This window comes from Pseudomonas sp. OVF7 (genome assembly GCF_030644265.1).
Classification (GTDB): Bacteria; Pseudomonadota; Gammaproteobacteria; order Pseudomonadales; family Pseudomonadaceae; genus Aquipseudomonas; species Aquipseudomonas gorinensis.
Map to the genome: position 1 here is coordinate 4,451,380 of NZ_CP128996.1, position 25,556 is coordinate 4,476,935.

24 protein-coding genes are annotated in these 25,556 nt (G+C 59.1%); 9 read left to right on the forward strand and 15 right to left on the reverse strand.

Annotation, left to right across the window (positions count from 1 at the left end):
• Positions 1 to 189: 189 nt before the first annotated feature.
• Both QU606_RS20205 and QU606_RS20210 read left to right on the forward strand, forming a co-directional pair.
• Positions 190 to 837: a BON domain-containing protein gene (locus QU606_RS20205; protein WP_024075697.1), complete on the forward strand. Its 648-nt coding sequence runs from the start codon at positions 190 to 192 to the stop codon at positions 835 to 837.
• A 35-nt stretch (positions 838 to 872) separates the two neighbouring features.
• Positions 873 to 1,445 carry a phosphoribosyltransferase family protein gene (locus QU606_RS20210; protein WP_024075698.1) on the forward strand — a complete coding sequence of 191 codons (573 nt, stop codon included), beginning with the start codon at positions 873 to 875 and terminating at the stop codon, positions 1,443 to 1,445.
• A 76-nt stretch (positions 1,446 to 1,521) separates the two neighbouring features.
• On the opposite strand, the gene ppsA is transcribed toward QU606_RS20210, so the two are convergent.
• The 3 genes from ppsA to QU606_RS20225 form a co-directional block, all read right to left on the reverse strand.
• Entirely contained in the window at positions 1,522 to 3,966 is a 2,445-nt protein-coding gene (gene ppsA, locus QU606_RS20215; protein WP_304997400.1) for a phosphoenolpyruvate synthase, read from the reverse strand.
• Between the two features lie 267 nt (positions 3,967 to 4,233).
• Positions 4,234 to 6,300: a maltose alpha-D-glucosyltransferase gene (treS, locus tag QU606_RS20220; RefSeq protein WP_024075700.1), complete on the reverse strand. Its 2,067-nt coding sequence runs from the start codon at positions 6,298 to 6,300 to the stop codon at positions 4,234 to 4,236.
• Between the two features lie 85 nt (positions 6,301 to 6,385).
• On the reverse strand, positions 6,386 to 7,153 hold the full coding sequence (locus QU606_RS20225; protein WP_069076054.1) for an AraC family transcriptional regulator: 768 nt from the start codon (positions 7,151 to 7,153) through the stop codon (positions 6,386 to 6,388).
• A 187-nt stretch (positions 7,154 to 7,340) separates the two neighbouring features.
• Between QU606_RS20225 and QU606_RS20230 the strand changes: the two genes are divergently transcribed.
• Genes QU606_RS20230 through QU606_RS20250 form a run of 5 tightly spaced genes read left to right on the forward strand, consistent with a single transcriptional unit; the run spans position 7,341 to position 13,780 of the window.
• Positions 7,341 to 8,966: an APC family permease gene (locus QU606_RS20230; RefSeq protein WP_069076055.1), complete on the forward strand. Its 1,626-nt coding sequence runs from the start codon at positions 7,341 to 7,343 to the stop codon at positions 8,964 to 8,966.
• A 12-nt stretch (positions 8,967 to 8,978) separates the two neighbouring features.
• Positions 8,979 to 9,905 (forward strand): 4-hydroxyproline epimerase, encoded by a 927-nt coding sequence (locus QU606_RS20235; protein WP_024075703.1) that lies wholly within the window; start codon positions 8,979 to 8,981, stop codon positions 9,903 to 9,905.
• A gap of 42 nt (positions 9,906 to 9,947) precedes the next feature.
• Complete coding sequence (locus QU606_RS20240; protein WP_024075704.1) at positions 9,948 to 10,895, forward strand: dihydrodipicolinate synthase family protein; 948 nt, start codon at positions 9,948 to 9,950, stop codon at positions 10,893 to 10,895.
• Positions 10,896 to 10,954: 59 nt separating this feature from the next.
• Positions 10,955 to 12,526: an aldehyde dehydrogenase (NADP(+)) gene (locus QU606_RS20245; protein ID WP_304997401.1), complete on the forward strand. Its 1,572-nt coding sequence runs from the start codon at positions 10,955 to 10,957 to the stop codon at positions 12,524 to 12,526.
• Positions 12,527 to 12,529: 3 nt separating this feature from the next.
• The gene (locus tag QU606_RS20250) at positions 12,530 to 13,780 is read left to right on the forward strand and encodes an FAD-binding oxidoreductase (protein ID WP_304997402.1); all 1,251 of its coding nucleotides are present in this window, start codon (positions 12,530 to 12,532) and stop codon (positions 13,778 to 13,780) included.
• Positions 13,781 to 13,848: 68 nt separating this feature from the next.
• Here QU606_RS20250 and QU606_RS20255 read toward each other — a convergent pair whose 3' ends face one another.
• The 3 genes from QU606_RS20255 to QU606_RS20265 form a co-directional block, all read right to left on the reverse strand.
• A complete protein-coding gene (locus QU606_RS20255; RefSeq protein ID WP_024075707.1) occupies positions 13,849 to 14,832 on the reverse strand; it encodes a GlxA family transcriptional regulator in 984 nt (327 codons plus the stop codon).
• A 390-nt stretch (positions 14,833 to 15,222) separates the two neighbouring features.
• Positions 15,223 to 15,831, reverse strand: a complete 609-nt coding sequence (locus QU606_RS20260) for a LysE family translocator (protein WP_304997403.1) — start codon at positions 15,829 to 15,831, stop codon at positions 15,223 to 15,225.
• Positions 15,832 to 16,093: 262 nt separating this feature from the next.
• Positions 16,094 to 16,243: a hypothetical protein gene (locus QU606_RS20265; protein WP_173906425.1), complete on the reverse strand. Its 150-nt coding sequence runs from the start codon at positions 16,241 to 16,243 to the stop codon at positions 16,094 to 16,096.
• A gap of 212 nt (positions 16,244 to 16,455) precedes the next feature.
• On the opposite strand from QU606_RS20265, the gene QU606_RS20270 reads away from it, so the two are divergent.
• On the forward strand, positions 16,456 to 16,707 hold the full coding sequence (locus QU606_RS20270) for a hypothetical protein (protein WP_304997404.1): 252 nt from the start codon (positions 16,456 to 16,458) through the stop codon (positions 16,705 to 16,707).
• 47 nt (positions 16,708 to 16,754) lie between these two features.
• On the opposite strand, the gene QU606_RS20275 is transcribed toward QU606_RS20270, so the two are convergent.
• On the reverse strand, positions 16,755 to 17,387 hold the full coding sequence (locus tag QU606_RS20275; protein WP_304997405.1) for a hypothetical protein: 633 nt from the start codon (positions 17,385 to 17,387) through the stop codon (positions 16,755 to 16,757).
• Between the two features lie 708 nt (positions 17,388 to 18,095).
• On the opposite strand from QU606_RS20275, the gene QU606_RS20280 reads away from it, so the two are divergent.
• Positions 18,096 to 18,296, forward strand: coding sequence for a hypothetical protein (locus QU606_RS20280; RefSeq protein ID WP_150053969.1), 201 nt, complete (start codon positions 18,096 to 18,098; stop codon positions 18,294 to 18,296).
• A 420-nt stretch (positions 18,297 to 18,716) separates the two neighbouring features.
• Here QU606_RS20280 and QU606_RS20285 read toward each other — a convergent pair whose 3' ends face one another.
• The 8 genes from QU606_RS20285 to QU606_RS20320 are packed head-to-tail and all read right to left on the reverse strand — an operon-like array spanning position 18,717 to position 25,556.
• On the reverse strand, positions 18,717 to 19,487 hold the full coding sequence (locus QU606_RS20285) for a hypothetical protein (protein ID WP_304997406.1): 771 nt from the start codon (positions 19,485 to 19,487) through the stop codon (positions 18,717 to 18,719).
• A gap of 35 nt (positions 19,488 to 19,522) precedes the next feature.
• On the reverse strand, positions 19,523 to 20,026 hold the full coding sequence (locus QU606_RS20290) for a lysis system i-spanin subunit Rz (RefSeq protein ID WP_304997407.1): 504 nt from the start codon (positions 20,024 to 20,026) through the stop codon (positions 19,523 to 19,525).
• Complete coding sequence (locus QU606_RS20295) at positions 20,023 to 20,502, reverse strand: lysozyme (protein WP_304997408.1); 480 nt, start codon at positions 20,500 to 20,502, stop codon at positions 20,023 to 20,025. Before QU606_RS20295 ends, QU606_RS20290 begins: the two co-directional genes overlap by 4 nt.
• Before the next feature lie 51 nt (positions 20,503 to 20,553).
• Positions 20,554 to 20,874: a hypothetical protein gene (locus tag QU606_RS20300; protein WP_304997409.1), complete on the reverse strand. Its 321-nt coding sequence runs from the start codon at positions 20,872 to 20,874 to the stop codon at positions 20,554 to 20,556.
• 41 nt (positions 20,875 to 20,915) lie between these two features.
• A complete protein-coding gene (locus tag QU606_RS20305; protein ID WP_304997410.1) occupies positions 20,916 to 21,293 on the reverse strand; it encodes a tail fiber assembly protein in 378 nt (125 codons plus the stop codon).
• Positions 21,290 to 23,716: a hypothetical protein gene (locus tag QU606_RS20310; protein ID WP_304997411.1), complete on the reverse strand. Its 2,427-nt coding sequence runs from the start codon at positions 23,714 to 23,716 to the stop codon at positions 21,290 to 21,292. Before QU606_RS20310 ends, QU606_RS20305 begins: the two co-directional genes overlap by 4 nt.
• Positions 23,717 to 23,771: 55 nt before the next feature.
• On the reverse strand, positions 23,772 to 24,428 hold the full coding sequence (locus QU606_RS20315) for a hypothetical protein (protein ID WP_141123301.1): 657 nt from the start codon (positions 24,426 to 24,428) through the stop codon (positions 23,772 to 23,774).
• Positions 24,429 to 25,556 carry a baseplate J/gp47 family protein gene (locus QU606_RS20320; RefSeq protein ID WP_304997412.1) on the reverse strand — a complete coding sequence of 376 codons (1,128 nt, stop codon included), beginning with the start codon at positions 25,554 to 25,556 and terminating at the stop codon, positions 24,429 to 24,431.

The following is a 25,556-nucleotide window of genomic DNA, read 5'->3' on the forward strand; positions in this document are numbered from 1 at the left end:
ACGTCAACGATAACGCGTGTTTCCTGAGTGAACGCGGCGCCTGTGAGTTCTTCGCGAGCAAGCTCGCTCCTACAAAAAAGCCTTAACTGAACGGCATCAGGGCTAGCCACAGTTACAGTGTTCGTCATCGACTGACCGGCATCAGGTTGTTGTGCCCCGTGTTTTTTTAATTGAGAAAAGGACACCATCATGAATGACTTAAGTTTGCGAAATACCATTTTGGATGAGCTGGATTTTCAGCCCGATATCGACGCTGCCCACATTGGCGTAAGCGTGGACAACGGTGTCGTCACACTCTCAGGCTACGTGAAAAGCTACGCCCAGAAGATCAGTGCCGAGCGTGCGGTCAAAACTGTCAAAGGCGTACGCGCAGTGGCTGAAGAACTCCAGGTCCGGCTGAACAAAGACGCCGGCACAGAAGATGACGCCATCGCAAAACGCGCCTTGAACATCATCTCGTGGCGATCCGATACACCCGAAGGCGACATCAAGGTGATCGTGCAAAAAGGATGGGTGATCCTTGAAGGCCAGGTGGATTGGCAGTATCAGAAGGAAACCGCCGAGAGTGCCGTGCGCAAACTGTCCGGTGTGGTGGGCATAGACAATCGCCTCACCCTGCGCACGAGAGTCAAGGTCACGGATATTCAGCAGAGCATCGAAGAGGCACTCAAACGCAATGCAGAAGTCGATGCCAAGGGCATACAAATCAAGGTCGTAGGCGGTGTGGTCAAGCTCGAAGGCAAGGTGCATTTCTGGCGCGAGCGTCAGATTGCGGAACGGGCCGCCTGGTCGGTGCCAGGTGTCAGTAAGGTGGAGGATTATTTGCTGATCGCCTGAATCAATGCCCCAAGGGTTAGGGAAAGGAGAAGGCAATGACGATCCTACTGGCAACCCAGCGGTTACGCCTGTATGACAGCAATGAGCTTGATAATGTGTTGCAGGCGATGGCGCGTAAGGCCACCCACTTGCTGCCAGCCTCGCACACGGCACTGATTGGCCTCCAACGCCGGGGCGAGCCTTTGGCTCAACGGTTGCGCCAGTGCATTGCGCGTCAGACCGGTCAACCGGAACTCCCTCTTTTCCCCCTTCAGGTCAAGCGTTACACCGATGACCTGCAAGTGCTGCATACCTACACGCAATTGATCGAGAACCCAGGCCTGGGCAACCTGGACGTTGCCAACACGACGTTCCTGGTTGTCGATGACGTGCTGTTTGAAGGTCATTCGCTGCTGCGTACTTGCGCCTATCTGGCACAACTGGGTGCTTGTCGGGTCTACACGGCGGTGCTGGTCGACCGACATGTCTGTCAGCAGCCGATCCGGGCCGACATTGTCGGCGTGCACCTGCAAGTCGCCGCCGATGACGTCGTCGAGTGCAACGTGCCGCCTTTCGAACAGGCGTTTTGCATCGAGGTGGTTCGGCATGGCGCTGCCCATCGGCGCTAGCTGATGGGGGTGTTATCTACGCAGGGTCGAAACCGCGATTACAGCGCTATTGCCGATGGTGCGAAAGCCGCCCTCTTCAACCGTCGGGAATCGCCCGACTGATTTGCAAGCGTTTTTCCGCAGCCAGGACGTGCCGAATCGTGGCGAGCACGGCGTCTGGACTGAGGCTCATCGAGTTGATGCCAATCTCCACTAGATATTCGGCCATCTCGGGATAATCCGACGGAGCCTGTCCACAGATTCCCGAGTGTCGAGTGTTACGCCTGGCGCCTTCTACCGCCAGGCGAATCATCTGTTTTACCCCTGGGTCGCGCTCATCGAAATCGAAAGCGACGACTTCCGAATCACGGTCCACGCCGAGTACCAATTGAGTCAGGTCGTTAGAGCCGATGGAGAAGCCGTCGAACAACTGGGCGAATGCATCGATCTGGATCACGTTGTTGGGTATTTCGCACATGATGTAGATCTCCAGCCCGTTTTCTCCGCGCTGCAGACCATGGCTGGCCATTGCCGCCAATACCTTTTCACCCTCCTTCACGGTGCGACAAAAAGGGATCATCAACTTGATGTTGGTGAGGCCTATGTGTTCACGCGCCCATTTCATGGCCGCGCACTCCAGCGCAAACCCTTCGGCATAGGCAGGATGGCTGTATCGGGACGCCCCCCGAAATCCGAGCATTGGATTATGTTCTTCCGGCTCAAAATACTGCCCGCCCAGCAGGGTTGCATATTCATTGCTTTTGAAGTCGCTCATGCGTACGACGCAAGGCTTTGGATACACCGCCGCGGCAATCGTGGCGACGCCTTCTGCCAAGGTCTTGATAAAAAAATCCGTCGGGTCTTGATAGGCCCTACTCAGCACCGCGATTGTTTCACGGGTGGCGTCATCCAGCTTTTCCGGGTGAGCAAGGGCCATTGGATGGACCTTGATGTATTCATTGATGATGAATTCCATACGCGCCAGGCCGATGCCATCTACCGGCAGGGAGGCGAGGCTGAAGGCCTGGTCGGGGTTAGCCAGGTTCATCATGATCTTGGTCGCGGGGCGTCCCAATTGGCTGAGGTCCGTCTCCTGGACATCGAAATCCAGTTCACCGTCATACACAATCCCGCTTTCGCCTTCAGCGCAACTGATAGTCAGCGACGCTCCGGTGTGGATGACCTCTGCCGCGTTCACTGCCCCCACGATCGCAGGAATACCCAACTCACGCGATACGATGGCGGCATGACAGGTACGTCCGCCCCCGCTTGTCACAACCGCCGCAGCGGTCTTGATGACGGGCTCCCAATCCGGCGTGGTGTTATCCGAAACCAGCACTTCGCCAGGCTTGAACTCGCTGAGCTGTTTGACATCGTTGATCACGCGGGCCTTTCCCGCGCCAATTTTGGTGCCGACCGCCTTGCCCTTCAGCAGCACTGTCGATCGTTGCTTGAGCTGATAAATGCGAAGCACGTTGCTGTTTTCTTGGGAGGCCACCGTTTCAGGACGTGCCTGTACCAAATATAACTGGCCGTCGACGCCATCCTTCGCCCACTCCATATCCATGGGTCTGTAAAAACCGGCTTTGCTCGAGTAGTGGTTTTCAACCTTGATGGCATAGTCGGCCAACTGCATGACGTCCTCGTCAGAGAGGCAGAAACGGGCTTGTTGTTCGGTGGATGTATCGGTATTCACGGTGTATTCCAGCGCAATATTTCCGGTATTGAGGGTCTCGGCAAACACCATCTTCTTTTCTTTGCTACCCAGACTGCGCTTGAGCACGGCGCGGTAGCCGGCGATGAAGCTGGGTTTGTGCACGTAGAAACTGTCGGGCGCGACCGTGCCCTGTACGACATTCTCCCCAAGCCCCCAGGCAGCGTTGATGAACACGACATCCTTGAAACCCGTTTCCGTATCCAGGGAAAACATTACCCCGCTGGCACCGAGATCGCTGCGCACCATTTTCATGACGACAACGGCGAGACAGACCTTGAAGCAATCAAAGCCGTGGTCATATTTGTAATGGATAGACCGATCGGTAAAGTTCGACGCCAGGCAACGCTTGTAGGCATCAAGCAGCGCCTCTTCACTGGCGATGTTCAGATAGGTGTCGTTCTGCCCGGCGAACGAGGCCAGTGGAGAGTCTTCGGCGGTCGCCGAGGAGCGCACGGCCAGTGAAATGCTGTCACCGTATTCGTGTTTGAGTTGTGCGTAGCTTTGCCGTATTGCCGCCTGCAGGTCTTCCGGCAGCGTACAGTCATATACGATCGCCCTTGCCTTCTGCCCACGGGCTTGTAAATCCTTGATGTCATTGGCATCGAGACCGTCAAGTGCCTCGTGCAGCCGCGCCCAGGTCTTATTGTGCTCAAGGACATACCGATACGCTTGTGAGGTAATGGCGAACCCATTGGGTACCCGTACGCCCTCACCGGTCAGCTGCTGGTACATCTCGCCCAGCGAGGCGTTCTTGCCGCCGACCTGCGCGACATCGTCGAGGCCCAACTCCTTGAACCAACGAATATATGGCTGTGAGTGCGTCACGACGCCTCTCCTCCATTGAGTGAGGTGACCCGCGGCGGCATTTGGGACCGCAGGGCCCATGGCAATGCCGCCGATATATCGCCCAAGCGCCCGGTTTTCACCAGGCCAGCCAACAGGGATGAGGCGATTGAGTGAGTATCTGGAGTTGCGACGTGTAGCCTCTGATCTTTATCAACAAATGCGCACGGCCACTTCAATAGCGCGCGCCAGGCAGTCGTGGGCCACCGACTGGATCCTGAAACAGGCCCACGCCTCCCGGCGTTCCCACTAAAACATCGGCGAGCTACTGACCACCCGCAGCGCCAATCCTTCGTACGCATCCAGCGTAATAGTGAATTCACCCTCAGCGGTCAGGTCGCCCTCCACCCGCTCATTGATGATGTCCACCACCGGCCCCGGTGCAATGTTGGGCAGGTGCAGGGTTTCTGTGATCGGCGTATCGCCGAAGTTCAGCGCGGTGATTTGTATACCTTTGCCGGCCGGCAGTTCGTGGACCATGATCAGCAAGCCAGGGTGCTCGACATCCGGTACCAGGATCTGACGGCTGGCGGCGATGTCGTAGGCGCGGCGCACGGCGAGGATTTTTTGCAGTTGGGAGGCGAACGAGTCGGGGTCCTGCAACTGGCTGTTGAGGCTGCCATACAAGGTTTTCGAGCGGGGCATCTGCCCCGCCGAAAGCTCGGCCTCCGGGTTGAGGTCCACCAGGTCATAGGCACCTCGGTGAATCCAGCGGGTGTCGCCATCCTGCATCAGGTGCGCGACCTCATCGGCGGCGAGTGGCAAGGCCCCCACCAGGTCCCAGCCTGACAGGGCAAACACCCCCGGCTGCATGGCGTTGTACATCACCAGCAGCAGGTGGATCTGGCGAATCTGCGCGATATCGGCCGACGTGATCGCGTCAAGATCGCGGATACCCAGCGCCGCCGTGATGATACTGGCGGTGGTGCAGGACACGCCGTTGGTAACGAACTTGAGGTTATACGGCGCATGCTCACCCGCCAGGCGTTCATACATCTGTTCGCGGATATGCTCGCGCAGGATATTGCCGGGAAAGGTCTGGCCCTGGTAGAGAAAGCTGTCATGGGCGTGCAGGGTCCAGAAGTGCACCAGCTCCAGGGTCAGTTCATCATGGTTTTGCAAGGCGTGGATCAGCGAGCCGGGGTCGATGCCAAGGTTGTGCATCTGGCGCAGCATCAGGCGCAAAAACTCGGTGTCCCCCATCAGCAAGGCATGCTGGTAGGCCGGCCGGGTGATGAAGTCGTAGGACAGGTCAGCACCGCCGTGGGACATGGAGGCGATATCGTCAACGGTGAGGTTCAACTCCTGGAAACTGAACCCGCCGGCCTTGCGGATCGCGCCACCCAGCAACTGGTTGCCGGTGATCGACAGCGGATGGCTCTCCGACCAGGCGGTGCCATCGAGCTTGCGCTCCACACCGAGAAAGCCGTTGGCATCCAGGCGCAGGATTTTTGCGCCCATCACATCGATGGAATGCAACGCGTCGCCAATGATCATCTGCTGCGCCGCAAACGTAGGGTCGAGCCAGTTCAGCGAGGGCTGGCCTTCCTTGAAGTAATGCAGGTACACCCAGCGGCGCGGCTTGCCGTCCACCCCGATGACCACCGGCGTGGTGCTCCAGTCGGTTTCCTTCACGCCGGGCTCAAAGAAGATCACCCGCTGCAACTGGCCGACGATGTAGTGCTTGTCACGCAGGGCGTCCACCTGGAGTGGGCTGAGGTTCTGCGCATCACGCCCCGCGGCGACGTCGGGCAGCAATGGCCAGTCTTCCTCGCGGATTTCGACCATGTGGTAGAGCCCTGGGTAATCCTCGTAGGCCATCTCGGCCAGACGAAAATCTGCGCCCTTGCCGGTGTGCGAGGGGATCACATCGTCGATGATCACCGCATTGTGCGCCGCCGCCATGCGCGTCAACGCCTGCAACTGCGCCTCGGTGCCCAGTTGCGGGTCGATGTCGAAACTGATGCGGTCGAAATTGCCGTCGATGGTCGGCGTGTGCGTGGTCCCGGACAAGCCGCCGGACTTTTTCAACGGGCCGTTGTGAATGCCCTGGATGCCGATTTTCGACAATGCATGCCACAACGTCTCATCGCCTAGCGCCTCCAGCACCGTGCCGTCTTCGCGGGTGACAATCGACGCCGGATAGGCGGTGAACCACACCGACGACAAGGCGCACGCGTCACGCGGGCGGGTCTGTGCATACGGCTGTTGCCACAAGCGGCCCTGCCCCGAATAGAGCTTGGCCCGCTGGCGCGCCGCGTGGAGCATGGATTGCTGCACCAGCCAGTGCACATGAGTGTCGTCAGCCGCCGTCATAAGCCCAATACCTGTAGTCGTGAAAAAGTTACTCGTAAGCATAGGAGCCACGACGGGGGCTATTCGTTGCATTGCAGACCCGCAACTACTGCAATTGGCGATACTGCCTGGGCGTAAACCCGGTCGACGCCTTGAACTGGCGGGTGAACGCACTGTGGTCGGTGTAGCCGCAGTGCAGGGCCACCTCGGTGATCGGCATATCGGTGTGCAACAACCGATGGGCATGGTCCAGGCGCACTTTCTGGATCATCTGGCGCGGCGTCAGGTGGAACACGCGCTTGCAGTAGCGCTCCAACTGCGCCACGGAAATGCCGGCGATACGGGTCAATTCACCCAAGGTGACACGACGGTTGAAGTGCGCGCGAATGTGCTCGTCCACGGCGGCCAGGCGTTGGTACGCCGGGTGGGTTTCGCTGGCGGATTGCAGGTCGACCGAGATGCCGGCGAGGCCAATGATCTGGCCTTCATGGTTGTACAACGGCCATTTGTGGGTCAGGCACCAGCCCGGTTCGCGAGTGCCGTAGAGATGCAGTTCAAGCTGGTCCTCCAGCACAACCCCCTGCTCGAGCACGCGTCGATCCTGTTCGGTGTAGCCCGGCCCCAATTGCTCTGGGAACACTTCGGCGCTGGTCTTGCCCAGCAGCGGTTGCAACTGCTTGAGGCCGCAGCGCTGCACCAGGGTGCGGTTGGCAAGCACGTAACGGGCGTCGATATCCTTGATGAAGATCGCGGCATTGGGGATCACATCGAGCATCGGCAATAGCTGCGCCACACCGGCCAACACCTGCTCGATGCTGTGCGGACGGCTCGCCTCGCTGCCTTGGCACAGGGTCGAAAACGCGCGCTGCAACATGACTTCCGCACCCCATTCGTGAGCCTGAGACCGAGCAGATTGCCCCATGTCCGGCGCGCTGTCGAGCGTGGGAAATTGTGCCGAATTCGTCATTCCTCGGTGCGCAAAACATCAATCGTCGCGCGGTTGATGGGTTCAGGATAGCGCCACTGCATGCCTATCCAATAACTCACAAGAAGGCGCCGCCATGTCTGCTCAAGGCAAGTTCAAGAAACAACTTTCACTGATGGACCTGACCTTTATCGGGTTGGGCGCCATCTTCGGTTCGGGCTGGTTGTTTGCAGCCAGTCATGTCTCCGCGATTGCAGGGCCTGCCGGGATTATTTCCTGGTTGATCGGCGGCTTCGCCGTTCTGCTGCTGGGCATCGTGTACTGCGAACTCGGCGCGGCCCTGCCCCGTGCAGGCGGGGTGGTGCGTTACCCGGTGTACTCCCACGGCCCGCTGCTGGGCTACCTGATGGGCTTTATTACGCTGATCGCGTTTTCCAGCCTGGTGGCGATTGAAGTGGTTGCCTCGCGCCAATACGCGGCAGCCTGGTTTCCCGAGTTGACCAAGGTCGGTTCCAGCGACCCGACGCCCCTCGGCTGGCTGGTGCAATTTGCCCTGCTGTGCCTGTTCTTCATCCTCAACTACCGCAGCGTAAAGACCTTCGCCATCGCCAATAACCTGGTGAGCGTGTTCAAGTTCATCGTGCCACTGCTGGTGATCGGCGTACTGTTCACCTTCTTCAAGCCAGCGAACTTCCAGATGCACGGGTTTGCGCCGTTCGGCCTGTCGGGCATCGAGATGGCGGTGTCGGCCGGTGGGGTGATCTTTGCGTACCTGGGGCTGACCCCCATCATCTCGGTGGCCAGCGAAGTGAAGAACCCGCAACGCACGATTCCAATCGCGTTGATCCTTTCGGTGCTGCTGTCGACCGCCATCTATGTGCTGCTGCAAACCGCGTTCCTCGGCGGCGTGCCCACACACATGCTCGCCGATGGCTGGGCCGGCATCAGCAAGGAACTGGCGCTGCCGTATCGCGATATCGCCCTGGCGCTGGGCGTGGGATGGCTGGCCTACCTGGTGGTGGCCGACGCGGTGATCTCCCCCAGCGGCTGCGGCAACATCTACATGAACGCCACGCCGCGGGTGGTGTACGGCTGGGCGCAGACCGGCACCTTTTTCAAGATCTTCACGCGGATCGATGAGAAGTCCGGCATCCCCCGCCCGGCGCTGTGGCTGACCTTTGGCTTGTCGGTGTTCTGGACCCTGCCGTTTCCGTCCTGGGAAGCGCTGATCAATGTGGTGTCCGCCGCGCTGATCCTCAGCTACGCCGTGGCACCCGTGACCGTCGCCGCGCTGCGCCGCAATGCGCCGGGCATGGCGCGTCCATTCCGGGTCAAGGGCATGGCGGTGCTCGGTCCGCTGTCTTTTATCATCGCCGCGCTGATCGTGTACTGGTCGGGCTGGAGCACCGTGTCGTGGCTGCTCGGCCTGCAAATCCTGATGTTTGCGGTGTACCTGCTGTGCGCCCGCTGGGTGCCGACCGCGCATGTGAGCCTCAAGCAACAGGTGCGCTCGTCAGCCTGGCTGATCGGCTTTTACGCAGTGACGATCCTGCTGTCCAAACTCGGCAGCTTTGGCGGCCTGGGCGTAATCAGCCACCCGTTCGACACCGTCGTCGTCGCCGTCAGCGCCCTGGGCATCTATTACTGGGGGGCAGCCACCGGCGTGCCAGCCCACCTGGTGCGCCTGGAGCACGACGCCGATGAGAGCGAAACCGTCGACGATCCCCACGGCAGCGCCACGCCGTCCCCGGCTTATCCCTGAATGGAGCGCGTTATGAAACGACTGCATGTCATCGACTCCCACACCGGCGGTGAACCCACGCGCCTGGTGATGAGCGGTTTCCCGGCACTGGCTGGCGCCACCATCGCCGAGCAACTCAAGCACCTGCGCACCGAGCATGATCAATGGCGCCGCGCCTGCCTGCTGGAACCGCGTGGCAACGACGTACTGGTTGGCGCGCTGTACTGCGAGCCCGTCACGCCGGGCGCCACCTGCGGGGTGATCTTCTTCAACAACGCCGGCTACCTGGGCATGTGCGGCCACGGCACCATCGGCCTGGTCGCCTCGCTTCATCACCTGGGGCGCATCGCACCGGGTGTCCACACCATTGACACCCCCGTCGGCCCGGTAGCGGCCACCCTGCATGAAGACGGCGCCGTGACCCTGCGCAACGTGCCCGCCTACCGCTATCGCCAGCAGGTGCCGGTGGAGGTCCCCGGGCATGGGGTGGTGTATGGCGATATTGCCTGGGGCGGCAACTGGTTCTTCCTGGTGTCGGACCATGGCCAGTCGCTGGAGATGGCCCACGTGGAAGCGCTCACTGACTACACCTGGACGATGCTCAAGGCCCTCGAAGCCCAAGGCATCCACGGTGAACACGGCGCGCTGATCGACCATGTCGAACTGTTCGCCGACGACGCCCACGCCGACAGCCGCAACTTCGTGATGTGCCCCGGCAAAGCCTACGACCGCTCCCCTTGCGGCACCGGCACCAGCGCCAAACTCGCGTGCCTGGCCGCCGACGGCAAGCTGCGCCCCGGCGAACCCTGGGTACAAGCCAGCATTACCGGCAGCCAATTCGAAGGCCACTTCGAATGGGACGGCGAGCGCGTGCGCCCGTTCATCACCGGCCGCGCCTACATGACCGCCGACAGCACCCTGCTGATCGACGAACAGGACCCTTTCGCCTGGGGCATCTGAGCCTGGGCCCCTTTTTACTGAACGCTGCAAGGAGCTAGAACCATGAGCGACAACATCTTCACCGGCTGCATTCCCGCCCTGATGACCCCGTGCACCGCCGCGCGCCAGCCGGACTTCGACGCCCTGGTGGCCAAGGGGCGTGAACTGATCGATATCGGCATGAGCGCAGTGGTGTACTGCGGCTCCATGGGTGACTGGCCGCTGCTCTCTGAAGCCCAGCGCCAGGAAGGCGTGGCGCGCCTGGTGGCTGCGGGCGTGCCGACGATCGTCGGTACCGGCGCGGTCAACAGCCGTGAAGCGGTATCCCACGCGGCGCATGCGGCCAAGGTCGGTGCCCATGGCTTGATGGTGATTCCCCGCGTGCTGTCCCGCGGCGCCTCGGCTACCGCGCAAAAAGCCCACTTCGCCGCGATCCTCAACGCCGCGCCCACCCTGCCGGCGGTGATCTACAACAGCCCGTACTACGGCTTCGCCACCCGTGCCGACTTGTTCTTCGAGCTGCGCCGCCAACACCCGAACCTGATCGGCTTCAAGGAATTCGGCGGTGGCGCCGACCTGCGCTACGCGGCCGAAAACATCACCTCCCAGGACGACAACGTGACCCTGATGGTCGGTGTCGACACCCAGGTGGTGCACGGCTTCGTCAACTGCAACGCCACCGGCGCCATCACCGGTATCGGCAACGCCCTGCCACGGGAAGTGCTGCAACTGGTGGCCCTGAGCAAGCAGGCCGCCAAGGGCGATGCCAAGGCCCGTCGCCTGGCCCGTGAGCTGGAGAGCGCGCTGGCGGTGCTGTCGTCGTTCGACGAAGGCTGCGACCTGGTGCTGTACTACAAGCACCTGATGGTGCTCAACGGCGACCAGGGCTACGCCTTGCACTTCAACGAAACCGATGCACTCAGCGATGCCCAGCGGCACTATGCCGAGAACCAGTACGCGCTGTTCCGCCAGTGGTACGCCAACTGGTCGGCTGAACAGAACCTCGCATAACCCCCGTGCGCCGCTGCGGTTCCTGCAGCGGCCAACCCTCTGTTTTCCAGGATGATCCCATGACTCTGACGGGCAAGATGCTGATAGGCCGGCAACCCCTCTGCGGCACGCGCGAGGCGGTCCGGGCCATCAACCCCGCGACCCACACGCCAATGGAGCCGGCCTACGCCGGCGGTGAACGCCAACAGGTTGAGCAAGCCTGCGCCCTCGCCTGGACCGCGTTCGACAGCTACCGCGAAACCACCCTGGCCGATCGCGCCACATTTCTCGACACCATCGCCGAGCACATCGAGGCCCTGGGGGATGAATTGATCGAACGCGCGAGCGCCGAAACCGGCCTGCCGCGCCCGCGCATCCAGGGCGAACGCGCGCGCACCTGCGGGCAGCTGCGCACGTTTGCGCGCTGCGTCCGTGCCGGGGAATGGCTGGACGTACGCGTAGACACGGCACAGCCGGAGCGCCAGCCAATGGCCCGCCCCGACCTGCGTCAGCGCCACATCCCACTGGGGCCGGTCGCGGTGTTTGGCGCGAGCAATTTCCCCCTGGCCTTCTCTGTCGCGGGCGGCGACACCGCGTCGGCACTGGCCGCCGGTTGCCCGGTGATCGTCAAGGCCCATGGCGCCCACCCCGGCACCAGTGAGCTGGTCGGCCGCGCAGTTGCCCAGGCCGTTAACGACTGCGGCCTGCCCGAGGGCGTGTTTTCGTTGCTGTACGGCTCCGGTCACGAGGTCGGGATCACGCTGGTGAGCGACCCGCGCATCAAGGCCGTAGGCTTTACCGGTTCGCGCAATGGCGGGATCGCGCTGACCCAGGCAGCGCAGGCACGGCCGGAACCGATTCCGGTGTATGCGGAAATGAGTTCGATCAACCCGGTGTACCTGTTTCCTGCCGCGCTGCAAGCCCGGGGCGAAGCCTTGGCACAGGGGTTTGTTGCGTCGCTGACCCAGGGGGCGGGCCAGTTTTGTACCAACCCCGGCCTGGTGATTGCGGTTCAAGGTGCCGCCCTGGACCGCTTCGTCAACCGGGTCAGCGAGCTACTGCCGCGCAGCCCGGCCCAGACCATGCTCACTGCGGGGATTTTCAGTGCCTATGCAGAGGGCGTCGAGGCATTGACCCGTCACGCCCGGCTCGTCGCGCAGGGCCAGGCGGCGCAAGGTCCGAATCAAGGCCAGGCCCATCTGTTCCTGGCCTCGGCCGACGCGTTCCTGGGCAACGCCCATTTGCAGGCCGAAGTCTTCGGTGCCACTTCGCTGGTGGTGGCGTGCGCCGATGAGGAGCAAGTACGCCGGGTATCCGAACACCTCGAAGGCCAACTCACCGCGACCCTGCACCTGGATGAAGACGACCTGGTGCCTGCACGCACGCTGCTGCCGGTATTGGAGCGCAAGGCCGGTCGCCTGCTGGTCAACGGCTGGCCGACGGGGGTCGAAGTGTGCGACGCCATGGTCCATGGCGGCCCCTTCCCCGCCACCTCGGACTCGCGCAGCACCTCGGTGGGCACGGCGGCAATCCTGCGATTCCTGCGCCCGGTGTGCTACCAGGATTTCCCGGACAGCTTGCTGCCGACCGCACTCCAGCACAGCAACCCGCTGCTGTTGCGGCGCCTGCTCGACGGCCAGAGAGAGGCGTAGACCATGGCCGATTCCAACCCAACGGATATCGCCATCGTCGGCGCCGGCATCATTGGCGTCGCCTGTGCCTTGCAGTTGGCGCGCCAGGGCCGCCAGGTGGTGGTGATCGACCCACAGGACCCCGGCATGGGGGCCTCCTATGGCAATGCCGGCCACCTGGCCACCGAACAAGTGTTCCCCATTGCCGACATGTCGATCCTCAAGCGCCTGCCCGCCATGCTGCTGGACCCCATGGGCCCACTGCGCCTGGACTGGAAATACCTGCCCCGCGCCCTGCCCTGGTTCGCACGCCTGCTGTTGAACCTGCGCCCGGCCAGCTACCATCGCACCGTGGCCGGTATTCGTGCGCTCAATGAAAGCAGCCTCGGCGCCTGGCAGCGCCTGCTCGACAGCATCGCGCAGCCTCAGTTACTGCGCCAGGACGGCTCGTTGCTGGTGTTCGAACAGGCCGCTTCGCGCGCGACGCTCGAGGCGCTGCGCCAGCGCATGCAACAACAAGGCGTGCCCGTGGATGTGTGGTCAAGCGCCGATATACGCCGCGCCGCGCCACAGCTGAGCGAGCAGCTCCTGGGCGGGTTGTTTTTTCCGGCGACAGGGCACTTTCTCGACCCTTACCAGGTGGTCTGCGCATTAGTCAGCGCCGCCCAGGCCAGCGGCGTGCAGTTCCTCAAGCGGCGGGTGCTGGATGGACGGGTTGACGCCCAGGGCGTGTCGCTGAGCACCGACCAAGGCCCGTTGGCCGCGCGCCAGGTCTTGATCGCCTGCGGTGCCCACTCGGCAAAACTCACCGCCGCGCTGACCGGTAAAAAAGTCCCGCTGGACACCGAGCGTGGCTATCACCTGATGCTGCCCCAGGAACACGGGCGACTGCCATTCGCCGTCACCTCCCTGGAGCGCAAGTTCATCATGACCCCCATGGCTGGCGGCTTGCGCCTGGCCGGCACCGTCGAATTCGCCGGCCTCGAGCGCCCGGCCAACATGCAGCGCGCCTGGCAATTGCAACGGCTGAGCGAAGGCTTGTTTCGCCAGGCGTTGAACGCGCAGGACGCCACGCCCTGGATGGGGTTCAGGCCATCGTTGCCGGATTCGCTGCCCGTGATTGACCGGGTGTTCGATGGCAAGGTGTTGTTGGCGTTTGGGCATCAGCATTTGGGGTTGACGCAGGCCGCGGTAACGGCGGAGTGGGTGGTGCGACTGGCTTCAGCGCCGGCGACACTCTCGGGCATGGACGCCTATCGACTGGATCGCTTTTGAGAACACTCGCCGGGGCAGACTTCTTCCCGGTTGACGTCGCCGCCCGACAGCACATCGCCTGCGTCAGGCTATTTGACCAAGCGTTTTTCCTTGGAGGGGCGGTATCCAAAATACGCGCTATAACACTTGCTGAAATGACTCGGCGACACAAACCCGCATGCCACCAGCACATCCACCTGGGACAGCTCGGTGTGCTGCAACAAACGCCGTGCCTCGGTCACGCGCAGTTCCATGTAATAGCGCTGCGGCGTGGTGCCCAGTTGCTCCTTGAACAGCCGTTCGAGCTGGCGACGGGAGCGGCCGACATAGACAGCGAGTTGGTCGAGCTCAAGGGGCTCTTCAAGGTTGGCGTCCATCAGCTTGACCACTTCGCGTAGCGGCGCGCTGACGCAGACGTTTTCCGTCGGTTTGATGCGCCGGTAGCGCGATTCTTCAAACGCGAGGATGTCTTCGATACCTTCGACCAGGGCTTTGCCGTGCAGGCCCTTGATCCAGTCGAGGGCCATATGGAAGGCACCGGAGGGGCTGGAAGCGGTGAGGCGGTCGCGGTCGATGACGTAGGGTTCGCTGGTGACATGGGTGGCCTTGGACACTTCCGCAAGTGCCGGGCGATGTTCGGGGTGGGTCGCGCAACGATAGCCCTGCAACAGGCCGGCGCGGCCGAGGAACCAGGCGCCGTTCCACAACCCGGCGAGGCTGACACCCTGCTCGGCGGCGGTGCGCAGCAGGTGGATGAAATCGTCGTTGGCCTTGAGTTCGGTGCGCAAGCCACCGCAGATCACCAACAGCTCCAGCGCCTGCAGCGCCGCGATATCAAGGCACGCGTCGGGGCGGATCACCAGACCCAGGTCACTGATGACTTCGCCCTCGTCGCAGCCAAAAGTGCGCGAGGCAAACAGTTCAGGGCGCAACAGGTTGGCGGTGACGAAGGTGTCGAGGGTCTGGGTAAATGCCGGCAAAGAGAAGTGTTCCAGCAGCAAGAAGCCGACGCGGGTGACCGACGCCGGCTGCTGGGAGGGATCATCGAGGTAGCGCAAGTTCTTGCCTTTCATGCCGCCGCTGAATTGACGTCTTTCCATCGAGGGTTGGCCCACTGTTATTGTTGATGCCGTGGGCGCCATCTTAGGGGCAAATGCGGCGGCTGTCTCAGTCGGTACGCTACGGCCGGCGCTGTACCAAGGTGCGCTGGGTCTCTGATCTTGTTAAAACCGGGCCCTTGGAAAGCCCGTGGCACAGCCTCACAAACGCATCTGATACGGTTTTTTCGTCGTCATCTGGGTCTGTATCGAAAACCGCCCGGGGCGGACAATGGCACACATCCCGACACTTCTGTCGCTCCCCTTCCCTTCGGAGGCCTTATGACCAAGATGGCACTTTTCCTGTTCGGCTTTTTGGTACTGACCATCGGCATCGGCCTGTTGGCGACCATTTCGCCGGTCTGATCAACTGGCAAACAGCATCGGATACAGCGATAGCACCAACAAGCCCGCCATCGACAGGTTGAACAACCGCAACCAGCGTGGCTCGCGCAACACATTGCGCAGGCCCGTGCCGCAGCCCACCCACACGCACACACTGGGCAGGTTGACCACGGCAAAGACCAGCGCAATCACCAGCACGTTGGTGACATAGCCCTCGACCGGCGTGTAGGTGGTGATGGCTCCCAGCGCCATGATCCACGCCTTGGGATTGACCCACTGGAACGCCGCCGCCCCCAGGAAGGTCATGGGCGTGCTGTGCTCATCACTGCTTTCGGACATGCCGCCCGCGGTCGCGATCTTCCACGCCAGGTACAGCAGGTACGCCGCGCCCACATAGCGCAACAGCGTGTAGGCCCAAGGGAATAGCTTGAACACCTCGCCCAGGCCCAGGCCGACCGAAATCACCAGCAGCATGAAGCCGATACTGATCCCCAGCGCATGGGGCATCGAGCGACGAAAGCCGAAGTTGACGCCCGAGGCGAGTAGCATGGTGTTATTCGGACCGGGCGTGATCGAAGAAACGAAGGCAAACAGCACAAAGGCCGATAACAGGCTGGTCGACATAAACATGATGGGCATCCAAACGGGCGGTATGCCTGCGACGATAATGGGTTATGGGGCCCGTTGCCCCGTACAGCCAGGGGTAGATCGAGGCGTACAATTTGATGGCAGCGCTTTCACAAACCTTTCACAGGCAAGCGCCTAAGTTGAACCCAGCTCCTAGTGAACATCCCCTTTAGCCCGCTCTCCCCATCGCGGGCTTTTCTTTGCCTTGGATTTGGCCGATGCAAAAAAAAGAGGCAAGCCATTGGCCTGCCTCCATTGCCTGCTATCAACGCAAGCCAGGACCACCAGGCCCGCCAGGACCATGGCCACCGCCATGACCGCCGCCACCGCCCGGAGGCATGAACATCCAGCAACCGGACAAGGTCGACAGCAGCGCGATAACCACAACTGCCTTGGTTAGATAACTTAACTTCATGACCACACTCTCTTACTTGACGAGATTAACTTCTCGCACGGTATGACAGCGCAAAACAAAGTGCGTCACGACTATCGTGTAACCTGATGGTAGGGTTTGTAAGGTGGGCGGTACACACTGCCCACCCACAGCTTGAGTGTCGCTGTATGCGTCACCGGGTAAGAACATGCCTGGAATTCGAGGAACTTGAACGGCACCGACCGGAGAATTAAATGGAAGAACTCATACAGGGGCTCAACGGGCCCAGGACTGCTCAGCAAGAACTGTTTTACGACCTGGAAGATGCGGCAGCGGTGATTGGATGGTCAGTGGTTGAACTGACAGCGATAGCCGCAAGCGGCAAAACCCCGGCTGAGACGCAAGCGCTGATGAGAATATGCGCGCTGCTGGCGGCTCAGCAGGAAAAGCTCAGTGTGTACGCGGATGAAGTAAAAGACCAATGTATCGTCAGGCCCGACGCCTGACTGGGATGCGAGTGCAACTGGGCAGTGCCAGGAGGGGCATGCACCCTTCACTTGTCCAGATTCAATAGTTCGTGCATCCGCTCCCCTATCATCCCCCGCAACCAGGCTGCATGAAACTCCATTTCTTCCAGAGAACTACCTTCAGCCAATCGATATTCGGACACATTGCCCTTCGGTCCATGGCATACGACGCTGAAATGGCCATGGCGATCAAACATGGCGACCACGTAAGGGCAGATATAAATGATGTCGCTGAATGGCACGCGCACTTCGATGGGTTTACGGACGCGATGGGTGACAGTGAGTGTAAGGAGCTGCTGGTTTTCGTCGAACGTAAAGGCCTGCACTCGAGGCGCGGAGGAAGCCCAGGCAAGCATCACCCCCATGAGCACCGCTGTGCCAAGCAGGGGCAGGATAAGCCACGACTCTGTAAAGCTCGTCCCATGGCTGGGCGGCACACCTTGCATGGCTTCGAGGCCGAGAATAACCAACATCACCAGCCCGTAGCCCGGCAACAGCAAAAGCAACCCCACGAAGAAACCAAAAAGGCCCAGACCAGTGCTGCCAACGACCGGTATATTCGGGCCGTAATGCCAGATAGGTGGATGGGCGGCGGGGGTTTTAGTGCCTGGTGCGGCTAAAGGCGTTGCGACGAGGTGAGGCGGGCTTTGACGATTCATCCAGCAGGCTCCAGGAATGCAGCACAGACGTTATCACTGCTGACCCTTGAAAAGGGCGGCGCCACGAAATCGTCAGTGAAAACGTCGCCCGATCGACGAACAAGGCAAAACGGCGCTAAAGAAGCAGCTTAAACGTGAACAGGTGGTACCTTTTTTTGCCACGTTAGAGCCGTGGTCGACCGCTTTGCCGTCGAGCTGCAATCAACTACTGAATGTATGTTCGCATGCGTTGCATTTGTAATTGTCCAAGATGTATTCATCTACGGCTTTCCCTGCCACTGCTCCCGCCGTAGCACCGACTGCCAAGCCACCTAAAAAACCGATCACACCGCCAACGAGCGTCCCAACCCCAGGAAACAGGGCGCTGCCTATCGCAGCACCAGCAGCGGCGCCTTCACCCCCGCCTGCTACTGCTCCTATCCCACCGGCTACGGCTCCAACGCCTCCTGCGACTTTCGTCCCGATATTTCTTTTCTGTGTTTTATCAGAACCACAACTTGGGCATGTGACTGGCATGTGACTTCCTTGGCGATTTAGTTTTTCGTTGGTTGCGAATTTTTAACGGACGAACAGTTCGAGGTGCAGATAAGTGAACGCCAGATGACGCCGATCGAACCGCAGCGTGGTGACCCAAGAATGAAGATCAGGTCTTCAGTGTTCGGTCCCATCTCTCGACATCATCCCAAGTGATCGGCTGATGATTTTCTCTTGCTCACCAGCGACATAGGCTACTATTTCGCCATCATGGTGTCCACGGATCGCGCTTGGCCGAATCTGTTGAAACAGTCGGTTTTTCAGAACACGGTGGAATGGGGCGATCAAAGCGCCTCTTCCGTACGTTTCCACGTGAAATCTCAGCCTAAAGGCGCTGCCAATATTCAAGATTTCAATCTTCGATGCATGCTTTGATGCCTCAAGAACTGCCGCCGAGGTTTTCAACAGAATCGACCGTTGGCGGACGCCTACGCTCCTCAGCCTTGAGCACAATCTCACGTCCAATCGAAGAGAATCCGCCCATATGGCGTATCGTTTTTGCCGACAAAAAAGTGTGGCCGCCGAAGCGATCCAAAAAATTGCGGACGCGATTGCCAAATCGCGGCCAATAAAAAACCCCGTAGACGTTAATCTACGGGGTTTTCAAGAGTGGAGGCCGAGGTCGGAATCGAACCGGCGTAGGCGGATTTGCAATCCGTTAGCGGCCCCCTATTTCATTGGGCCTCTACGATCAAGTATCTGTATTCATTAGTATTTTGTACATCATGCTGTTTATTCATACAGCGGTATATGGGACATTCAGTGTCCCAGGATTGTCCCACATCCCCCGGCGCCCTATTTCGCCTTGATGGCCGCTACCAGGCGATCAGAAATCGCCTTCATCCCGTAATCCTTCGGATGGGAGTCGACGCCGGCCGACGGGTAGTCAACCATGGCGCGGTCCGTGTTGCCCGGGTCGGTGTAGATGTCGCCGATGTACACGTAGGTGCCACCAGCGGCCTCGCAGCGCTGCTTGATCGCCCGGTCCTTCCAGTCAGACTGCCACCACGTCGACACGCAGTAGATCTGCGCTGGGGTCTTCTTTACCGCATCCAGCAAGTCGCCGTAGGCAGACCAGAAGTTGTAAAGGTTGATGACCGACTGGATCTTCTGCTTCTTATTCAGCTCGACATTGTCGCCAAGTTGAAGAACGACAATTTTCGGGCTCTTTGAAAGAATGGAGGCCAGGGAATCGATATGGCTTTTAGTGACACCGTCATCAGATTCAAATGGATAGAAGTTCCTAGCGTATGCACCATCGGCGCTAATGCCAAGTTCTCTCAGGGTTACATGCACATAATCGGTTGACTCGTACTTGGCGGCCATCCCATGAGCGCCATACCAGCCGAGCTCAGCACTGGCCGGGTGGAATGTCAGGCTGTTCCCGATAAATACCATCTCGGGGTTAGCTGGCTCGCTTGGAGGCGGCACCGCTTTGAACTCTTTTTTTGGCGCGCACCCGGAAGCGCAGAAGATTGCAGCAACAAACGAAAGAGAGAAAACCGCCTTGAATAGAGCGCCAGAATACTTGATCACTGAAATCAATCCATGAGTAAAGATTTTCATTCTAACTACCCGTTGAGGCTAAGGCCATGTGACTTTTATCGACGGCACACATTTACGACGTAGTCCTGGAGCGCTTTCAGGGCTGCTTGATCGGCGATAATCCCGGCGCGGATATCGAAAACAGTTGATCCAGAAGCTGCAGAGAGTTCGACGGAGCCTGCATCGCCCAGGCCGGAGGCGCTGGCGGTACCGGGCACGTCGCCGCTACTGGCACGACAACTTCCCGCGATGCGCAGCCGGCGAGCAGAGTCAGCAGCAGCGCGGCGCAACTTTTCATTTTCAGCGAGGCCATCGGTCTTCTCCTTCTGGGCTTTCTGGTCGAGATCGGCGAGTGCCTGCTCGGCTTGCTGCTGCTTTACAAGTGCCTGGCGCGCTTGGGCTGCACCAGCGTTGGCGATGTTGGTTAGATCGGCCTGATAGCTGGCTTTGTTGTCGGAAATGATCTTTCCATAGCTGTTGGCCTGCCACATCCAGGCACCGGTGGCGCCGATCAGCAGCGTGACCATATAAGGAAGGGCTTTCAGCAGAAGCGCGTTCATGCTGATGCCACTCCTATGGCTACGGCCTGGGTACCGGTCTTGCCGGCGAACAAAGCAGCCTCTGCCGCTCGACGGCGCGTAAGCCCGCGCATGGGCTTGCCTGCCGCTTTATTCCAGCGGGCGAACTGACCCGCAGCGCCGGCCATGTCGCTCGCATTGATCAGCTTCAGCAGTGTCGAGCCCTCAAAGTTGCCGGCGCCCAGGTTGTAGACGAAGTCAACCAGAGCGTCGAACTGGCCCTGTGACAACCCGGTGGTAACCGCGCACGAAACAGCCATCTCGCGTTCAGCAAGGTCGGTCAGCAACTGTGCATCAGCCTTCGCCTGGGTCCACACCAGCCCCTTAGCGACTTCAGGCCCCGTATGCCCCCAGCCGATCGTCCACGGCGCCCCACCAGTGGCTGGGTCTGGATACGCGCTAAGCGAGCAGTTCTCGAAATACTTCAGCACGGCGATGCCGTTCTGTGATGTGCGCATGGTTTTCTCCGGGCACAAAAAACCGCACCAAGGCGGCTGTGACCATCTGGATTAAGGGGATGGAGGAAGAACCAAGGCTTCAAGTGCGGACAATCTGGCTGCGATATCGCCCGGCAGCGTTTCTTGAGTGATCTCTACCATTGTGTCCGAGTTTTTCAGCTTATTTTCGTGGAACACAACGGGGAACGGCGGATCAGGGTATTTCACCCACTCCCACTCGCCGGTTGAGCGGGCGAACCAATCACCGAAACGGTCAGGTCGGTTAGTTGGCCAGTCAAACAGCATTAGCATCCAACCTACAGTTGGTGTCCAAGGCTGATCTTCTGGCATTGGAAAATGTTCTGCTGAATCTATTAAACCGTACCAAAGCATATTCTATACCTCATTAATACAATAAAACTAAGAGTATATAGCTAACTATTCGGCTCTACTGGCCACACAATTTCAGTAGGGAATCCTTTCTGCTCGGATATAGCACCTACATCAATTCTGTACTGCTTCCATTTTGCTAAAAGAGCTATATTGGCATCCGGTTTTTTTAAATCAACAGCATCTTGTAGCGGTGCAATTCTAATAGCAGCAACGCCTAGGCGACGATCGCTTTCAGCCGTAGCAGCCAAGGAAAGCTCTTCTTTTTTCATTTGAGCTATATACTCATTGCGATTTGGAAAGGCCAATAACATTTCGTCATCAGAAGGCCATGACTCAAATACAGCCTCATCATTGTTAGGAACATAATTTTCGTCGCAATTAGTGCTATAAAAACCGTTATTACTTATTAATAGTTTCAAAAGTTATCCTCCCAGCCCATGCAGCGGAGTCTAGAGTTAGCCGCATTTGAAGCATAATAGATGTTAGATTCTTCAAGAACAAATTCAAAGGGATAAACAATTACTCCACCCTGGCCAGCTGGAAGCCCCATAAAAGCTGGTGGTGATGTTTCTACCTGATTTGTTCCGTAGTTTCCATTTGGAGCGCATAGAAAAACCATACCATTTTCTGTGCCTCGAATTGAAAATTTAATCTTTACAGCTGTTGGAGGCACAAAGGCCGCAACAGGAACGGCTGTGTATAGCGGAGTAGTTACGTTTCCAGAAGCCCCAGAAACCATAACAGGCGCGTTGAGCGTATTTCCGCTAGTAGCCACTGAATACTGAACAGTACGACCCACTTGGAAAAAGCGAAGAGGGTTTTTGCTTGCGGTACCATCAGTTCTAACCCAGCCAACACGTGCTTTGTGCGTATAGCCTGAAGGCATCGTTGGCGCAGTAGCACTTAGGGATAGGAGTCCTGATGGAGTTCCTCCATTCCAAATGACCCATACGCTGTACCATGTAGAGGCTGTTTGGCTGTTTGCCGCGCCTACATCTAATCCTCCAGCACCAGAAATAGTAAATGATGGCGTAACGCTAACGGCCTTCAATGTCTGATAGAAACCCGCTGGATTTGAAACCATCAATTCATCAGCGGTGTAAGTGACTACAGCGCTTAGGCCGGTAGCCGATCCGGCAAGATTCTTAAATCCACCCGTTACCCCGGTTGCATTTTGAAGCCCAATTACAAGCCAAGCAGAATTACCATTTGATACCAGGGTTACGGAAGTACCCATTACCAGTTGATAAGTTGTTACGATCTGATTTGTGTACATCCCATCAGAACCGCTACAAATTAAATTAAGAGAGCCTGCGCCAAAATTCCAAAAGGTAATCGTTGTTTTTGCTGGAACCGCCGAAGCTAGCGGGAGTGTTGCATTTAACGGGGTTGCGTTTGTTGAGTACACCAGCCCACCAGCAATCGCTGCGGTAAAAGTGGTATTGGCAGATATCCCAGTAATACCGCTAAATTGAAGCCCCACACCCTGAACGAAAGCTGTAGTTGCAAGGTTAAGAGAGTTGTCGAACTGTGCCGCGGTTACGCCAGTGGAGTTTGGCAACTGGTCAAGAAGTACAAAGTCTGTGCCGTCATAAAAGATATCCGAGGTCTGACCCGCCGAGATGGCGGCAGCGATCTTCCCGCCGGTGGAGTTGTATTGCTTGATGTTCTTTGCGCCCAGGCCGGACACGTTAATCGTTGGAGTTGCACCACCAGCAGCGTTGAATGTTACTTGGAAACGCTGATTTGCCGCGTAGCCGGACAGTGCGGGAACTGGAGCAAGTGTGAATGCTGGAGATGTGCCTGCAGCGGTAAACGCAACCAGGCCCTGACCCTGAATCTGGCCGGCACTGACGGCGTGCAATGTTTTTGTGGCTGGAGCAACCTGAAAGCCACCACCGCTGCTTTCCACCAGAACCCACGAGCCGCCCCCAATGGAGCTATTCCACTGAACCCAGACATCGCCATTCGCGATGATCTCGCCACCCTGGAGCGCTGCGTGGTTACCACCGACTATAGGAGCTGCGGTGATGCCATTAGGGCTGAATGTGGTCGCCCCGGTATTTGTATTGGCCGCTTTGAAGCGCAAAACCAGGGAGTCGGAAACCGTCACGGCCGGCGAGAAGGTGGCGGCGCATGCGTTTACGGTGCCAACGTCCAGCGCAAACGTGGTGTTGCCGCTCTGGATCGACTGGATAATGCCGGATGGCAGCAATGGCGCGCCAGCGTACTGGGAAATATTGCCGGAGTTGATGACGGTCTGGCCGAAAGCCACGGTCACCACATACAAGCCAACATAACCGCTGTCTGGAGCGGGAGTGACTTGACTGCCACTGGCAGCCGACGCACCGGCTTTGACTTGAACAATAGCCACGCCTTTACGGGCGGTGTTTTGAGTCAGGCCGTTGTTACCCATGCCGCTGAATGGAAGTGCCGGGTTGGCGCTGTTGTAATACGGAAGCAGGACAGGCGTCGAGTCTTGGTCTTGATACGTGGCCTGGACCAGGTAGTTTATCGACTGGCCTGTAGTGGTTGGCGCAGGGCAGCTCAGCGTAACGCCATCCAGCAAGATCCCCTGTTTCAGGATCGAGTGGGTGGTGTCCGCGGGAAGTGTGGAGAATGCCAGTGAGTCGATGTTGGCCATGGCGTAGATTTCGCCAGGTGCTACCACCACCTGCAGCGAAGCGGGCCCGGTTGGAGTGACCGCGAAGCCGTTGGCAATCGTGCTGGTGCCGAGCATTGCGGCAGCAAGCTTTGAATTCCCACTCATGGCATCTTTTGCCATCTGCAGCAGTGTGGTTTCAGGCAGGATCTGGCCTGGATATACGATCTGTCTGTCCATGGGTGCCCCATAAAAAAGGCCCGCACATGGCGGGCCTGGATTCGAATGAATGGTTTCAGTTGGTAATGCGATACCAGACCGTGGTGCCGTATGGCTTGGTCGCCTCTATTGCGGCGACGATGTCGGCATCAGAGACTTCCGGGAAAAGCTGGGTGGCTGGCAGTAGGCCGCTTGTCATCGACAGGCCGAAGTAGTTGGTCGCAATGCCAGGCCAGTTCGCGGCACCGTTCCCGGCTGGCCGATACGCAGTCACAAACGCCTGATAGGGGCAACTGGTCGAGCCAAGAGGGCCAGCAACACCAAGACCGAGCGTAAACCCAAGACACCCACAGTCATCCGGCTTTGCAGGCTCAATGATCAGTGGCCGGCGGCCGGTAAGATCGAACAGCACTTGATCCATGCCGTGTTGCGTTGCTCGCTCACGAAAGATGTTGATCAGGATTCGGTTGCGGTAACTCGCGTCAAGCTGGCCTGCATACCGGATAAGGCCGCTGCCAAAGAAGTCGAGCCCGATGATGTCGAGCCAGCCATCCGTGGCCGTCTTGATGCGGGTCTGCGCCTTCGCATATAGATAGAGGGTGAATCCCCATGACAGCGCCTGCGCGTAGCCCCACAGCAGAGCATCGCGCACCGGGTTGTTGTCGGTGAACCACCCGAGAGGGAGCAGGCTTTTCAGCCGTTCGAACATGTCACCTTGGTCGCCAACGCTCATTTAAGCCACCGTCACTGTGCCCGGTCGGATGACCTGCTTATTGGTTGCTGCCAGGTCAGCCGTGCCGCCGTTCAAAAGCACCGCTGAAACGTTGGTGATAGCCGGGGTGACGCCATATGCAATTGCGGCGAGCTGCGTATAGGGGAGGATCTGGCCGAGCGCCAGGCTGGATATGTAGGACTGAATTGCGGCGACCACCTGGGCAACGACAACGCTATGAGTGACCGTTGAGTCGGTGGTGATTGTCATGCCGACGTTTGCTGTCACCAGCGCCGGAGGGAAAACCCCGTAGCGCGTGGTGAATGCCCGAGCGGACTCAATAGCGGCTCCGGCGGTGACCAGGAAAGATCCAGGGGGCGCTCCGCTTCCATCGTCAACTACCGCGTAGAAGTACCCATACAGAACGTTCCCGCTGTAGTCCTGGTTCTCGGTCAGCGTGTAGCTGACGCCCTGCTGCATGGACGACAGAGCGTACTCGATTGCCGCCTTGGTGCCCTTCGATAGCGACTGCACCCACAGCACAAAGCGCGCGCGGAACGGAGAGTCCTCTTCTTGGTCGACGCCGCCAGCGAACACGGCGAGGTTGGTCACGGTATCAATTCCGCTGATGCTGCCAACGATAACCGTAACCGTGCCGATCAGGGCGTTACCGGCAGCACCTGCAGTGCTCGCCACCACCGGAACAGTTGCAGACGCTGTGCCGGCCGGGATCAGGTATCCACCAAGATCGGCGCTGTACATCGTGTTGGTCGTGTCAATCGTGACAGTGTACTGCTGCGACCCGTCAGTTGATCCTACGATTGCACCCACCGGGATCAACGCAGAGACGGTAGGCGTGAACCTAGAATAGGTGACGCTGCCAGTAGCGAAGCTCGCAGACAGGCGGAAGAAGCCGAAGTCAGCCATCCAGCTGTCGAGGTCTGCGTCTGAAGACGTGGATGCTCGAGTGGTGGCCAGCAGCGTGACGATCAACTGCTGTAGCCACTGCAAGACGCTGGCGTTACTTTCGGCGATGGCGCGAAGCAGGGAGCCAATGGTGAAGTCAACAAGCCCGGCGGCGCGGCCCTGGATCGCTGTCACCTGGTCCCGTACCAGCGTGGTGAAATCCTTGATATTGAGCGATGCCAT

Coding starts and splice junctions, on each gene's coding strand:
- QU606_RS20240 (WP_024075704.1), top strand. CDS start 9,948: ATGAGCGACAACATCTTCACCGGCTGCATTCCCGCCCTGATGACCCCG.
- QU606_RS20310 (WP_304997411.1), bottom strand. CDS start 23,716: ATGGACAGACAGATCGTATATCCAGGCCAGATCCTGCCTGAAACCACA.
- QU606_RS20210 (WP_024075698.1), top strand. CDS start 873: ATGACGATCCTACTGGCAACCCAGCGGTTACGCCTGTATGACAGCAAT.
- QU606_RS20255 (WP_024075707.1), bottom strand. CDS start 14,832: ATGAAAGGCAAGAACTTGCGCTACCTCGATGATCCCTCCCAGCAGCCG.
- QU606_RS20265 (WP_173906425.1), bottom strand. CDS start 16,243: ATGAAGTTAAGTTATCTAACCAAGGCAGTTGTGGTTATCGCGCTGCTG.
- QU606_RS20285 (WP_304997406.1), bottom strand. CDS start 19,487: ATGAAAATCTTTACTCATGGATTGATTTCAGTGATCAAGTATTCTGGC.
- QU606_RS20250 (WP_304997402.1), top strand. CDS start 12,530: ATGGCCGATTCCAACCCAACGGATATCGCCATCGTCGGCGCCGGCATC.
- QU606_RS20235 (WP_024075703.1), top strand. CDS start 8,979: ATGAAACGACTGCATGTCATCGACTCCCACACCGGCGGTGAACCCACG.
- QU606_RS20300 (WP_304997409.1), bottom strand. CDS start 20,874: ATGCTTTGGTACGGTTTAATAGATTCAGCAGAACATTTTCCAATGCCA.
- QU606_RS20275 (WP_304997405.1), bottom strand. CDS start 17,387: ATGAATCGTCAAAGCCCGCCTCACCTCGTCGCAACGCCTTTAGCCGCA.
- QU606_RS20260 (WP_304997403.1), bottom strand. CDS start 15,831: ATGTTTATGTCGACCAGCCTGTTATCGGCCTTTGTGCTGTTTGCCTTC.
- QU606_RS20320 (WP_304997412.1), bottom strand. CDS start 25,556: ATGGCATCGCTCAATATCAAGGATTTCACCACGCTGGTACGGGACCAG.
- treS (WP_024075700.1), bottom strand. CDS start 6,300: ATGACGGCGGCTGACGACACTCATGTGCACTGGCTGGTGCAGCAATCC.
- QU606_RS20295 (WP_304997408.1), bottom strand. CDS start 20,502: ATGCGCACATCACAGAACGGCATCGCCGTGCTGAAGTATTTCGAGAAC.
- QU606_RS20245 (WP_304997401.1), top strand. CDS start 10,955: ATGACTCTGACGGGCAAGATGCTGATAGGCCGGCAACCCCTCTGCGGC.
- QU606_RS20270 (WP_304997404.1), top strand. CDS start 16,456: ATGGAAGAACTCATACAGGGGCTCAACGGGCCCAGGACTGCTCAGCAA.
- QU606_RS20205 (WP_024075697.1), top strand. CDS start 190: ATGAATGACTTAAGTTTGCGAAATACCATTTTGGATGAGCTGGATTTT.
- QU606_RS20290 (WP_304997407.1), bottom strand. CDS start 20,026: ATGAACGCGCTTCTGCTGAAAGCCCTTCCTTATATGGTCACGCTGCTG.
- QU606_RS20315 (WP_141123301.1), bottom strand. CDS start 24,428: ATGAGCGTTGGCGACCAAGGTGACATGTTCGAACGGCTGAAAAGCCTG.
- QU606_RS20230 (WP_069076055.1), top strand. CDS start 7,341: ATGTCTGCTCAAGGCAAGTTCAAGAAACAACTTTCACTGATGGACCTG.
- QU606_RS20225 (WP_069076054.1), bottom strand. CDS start 7,153: ATGTTGCAGCGCGCGTTTTCGACCCTGTGCCAAGGCAGCGAGGCGAGC.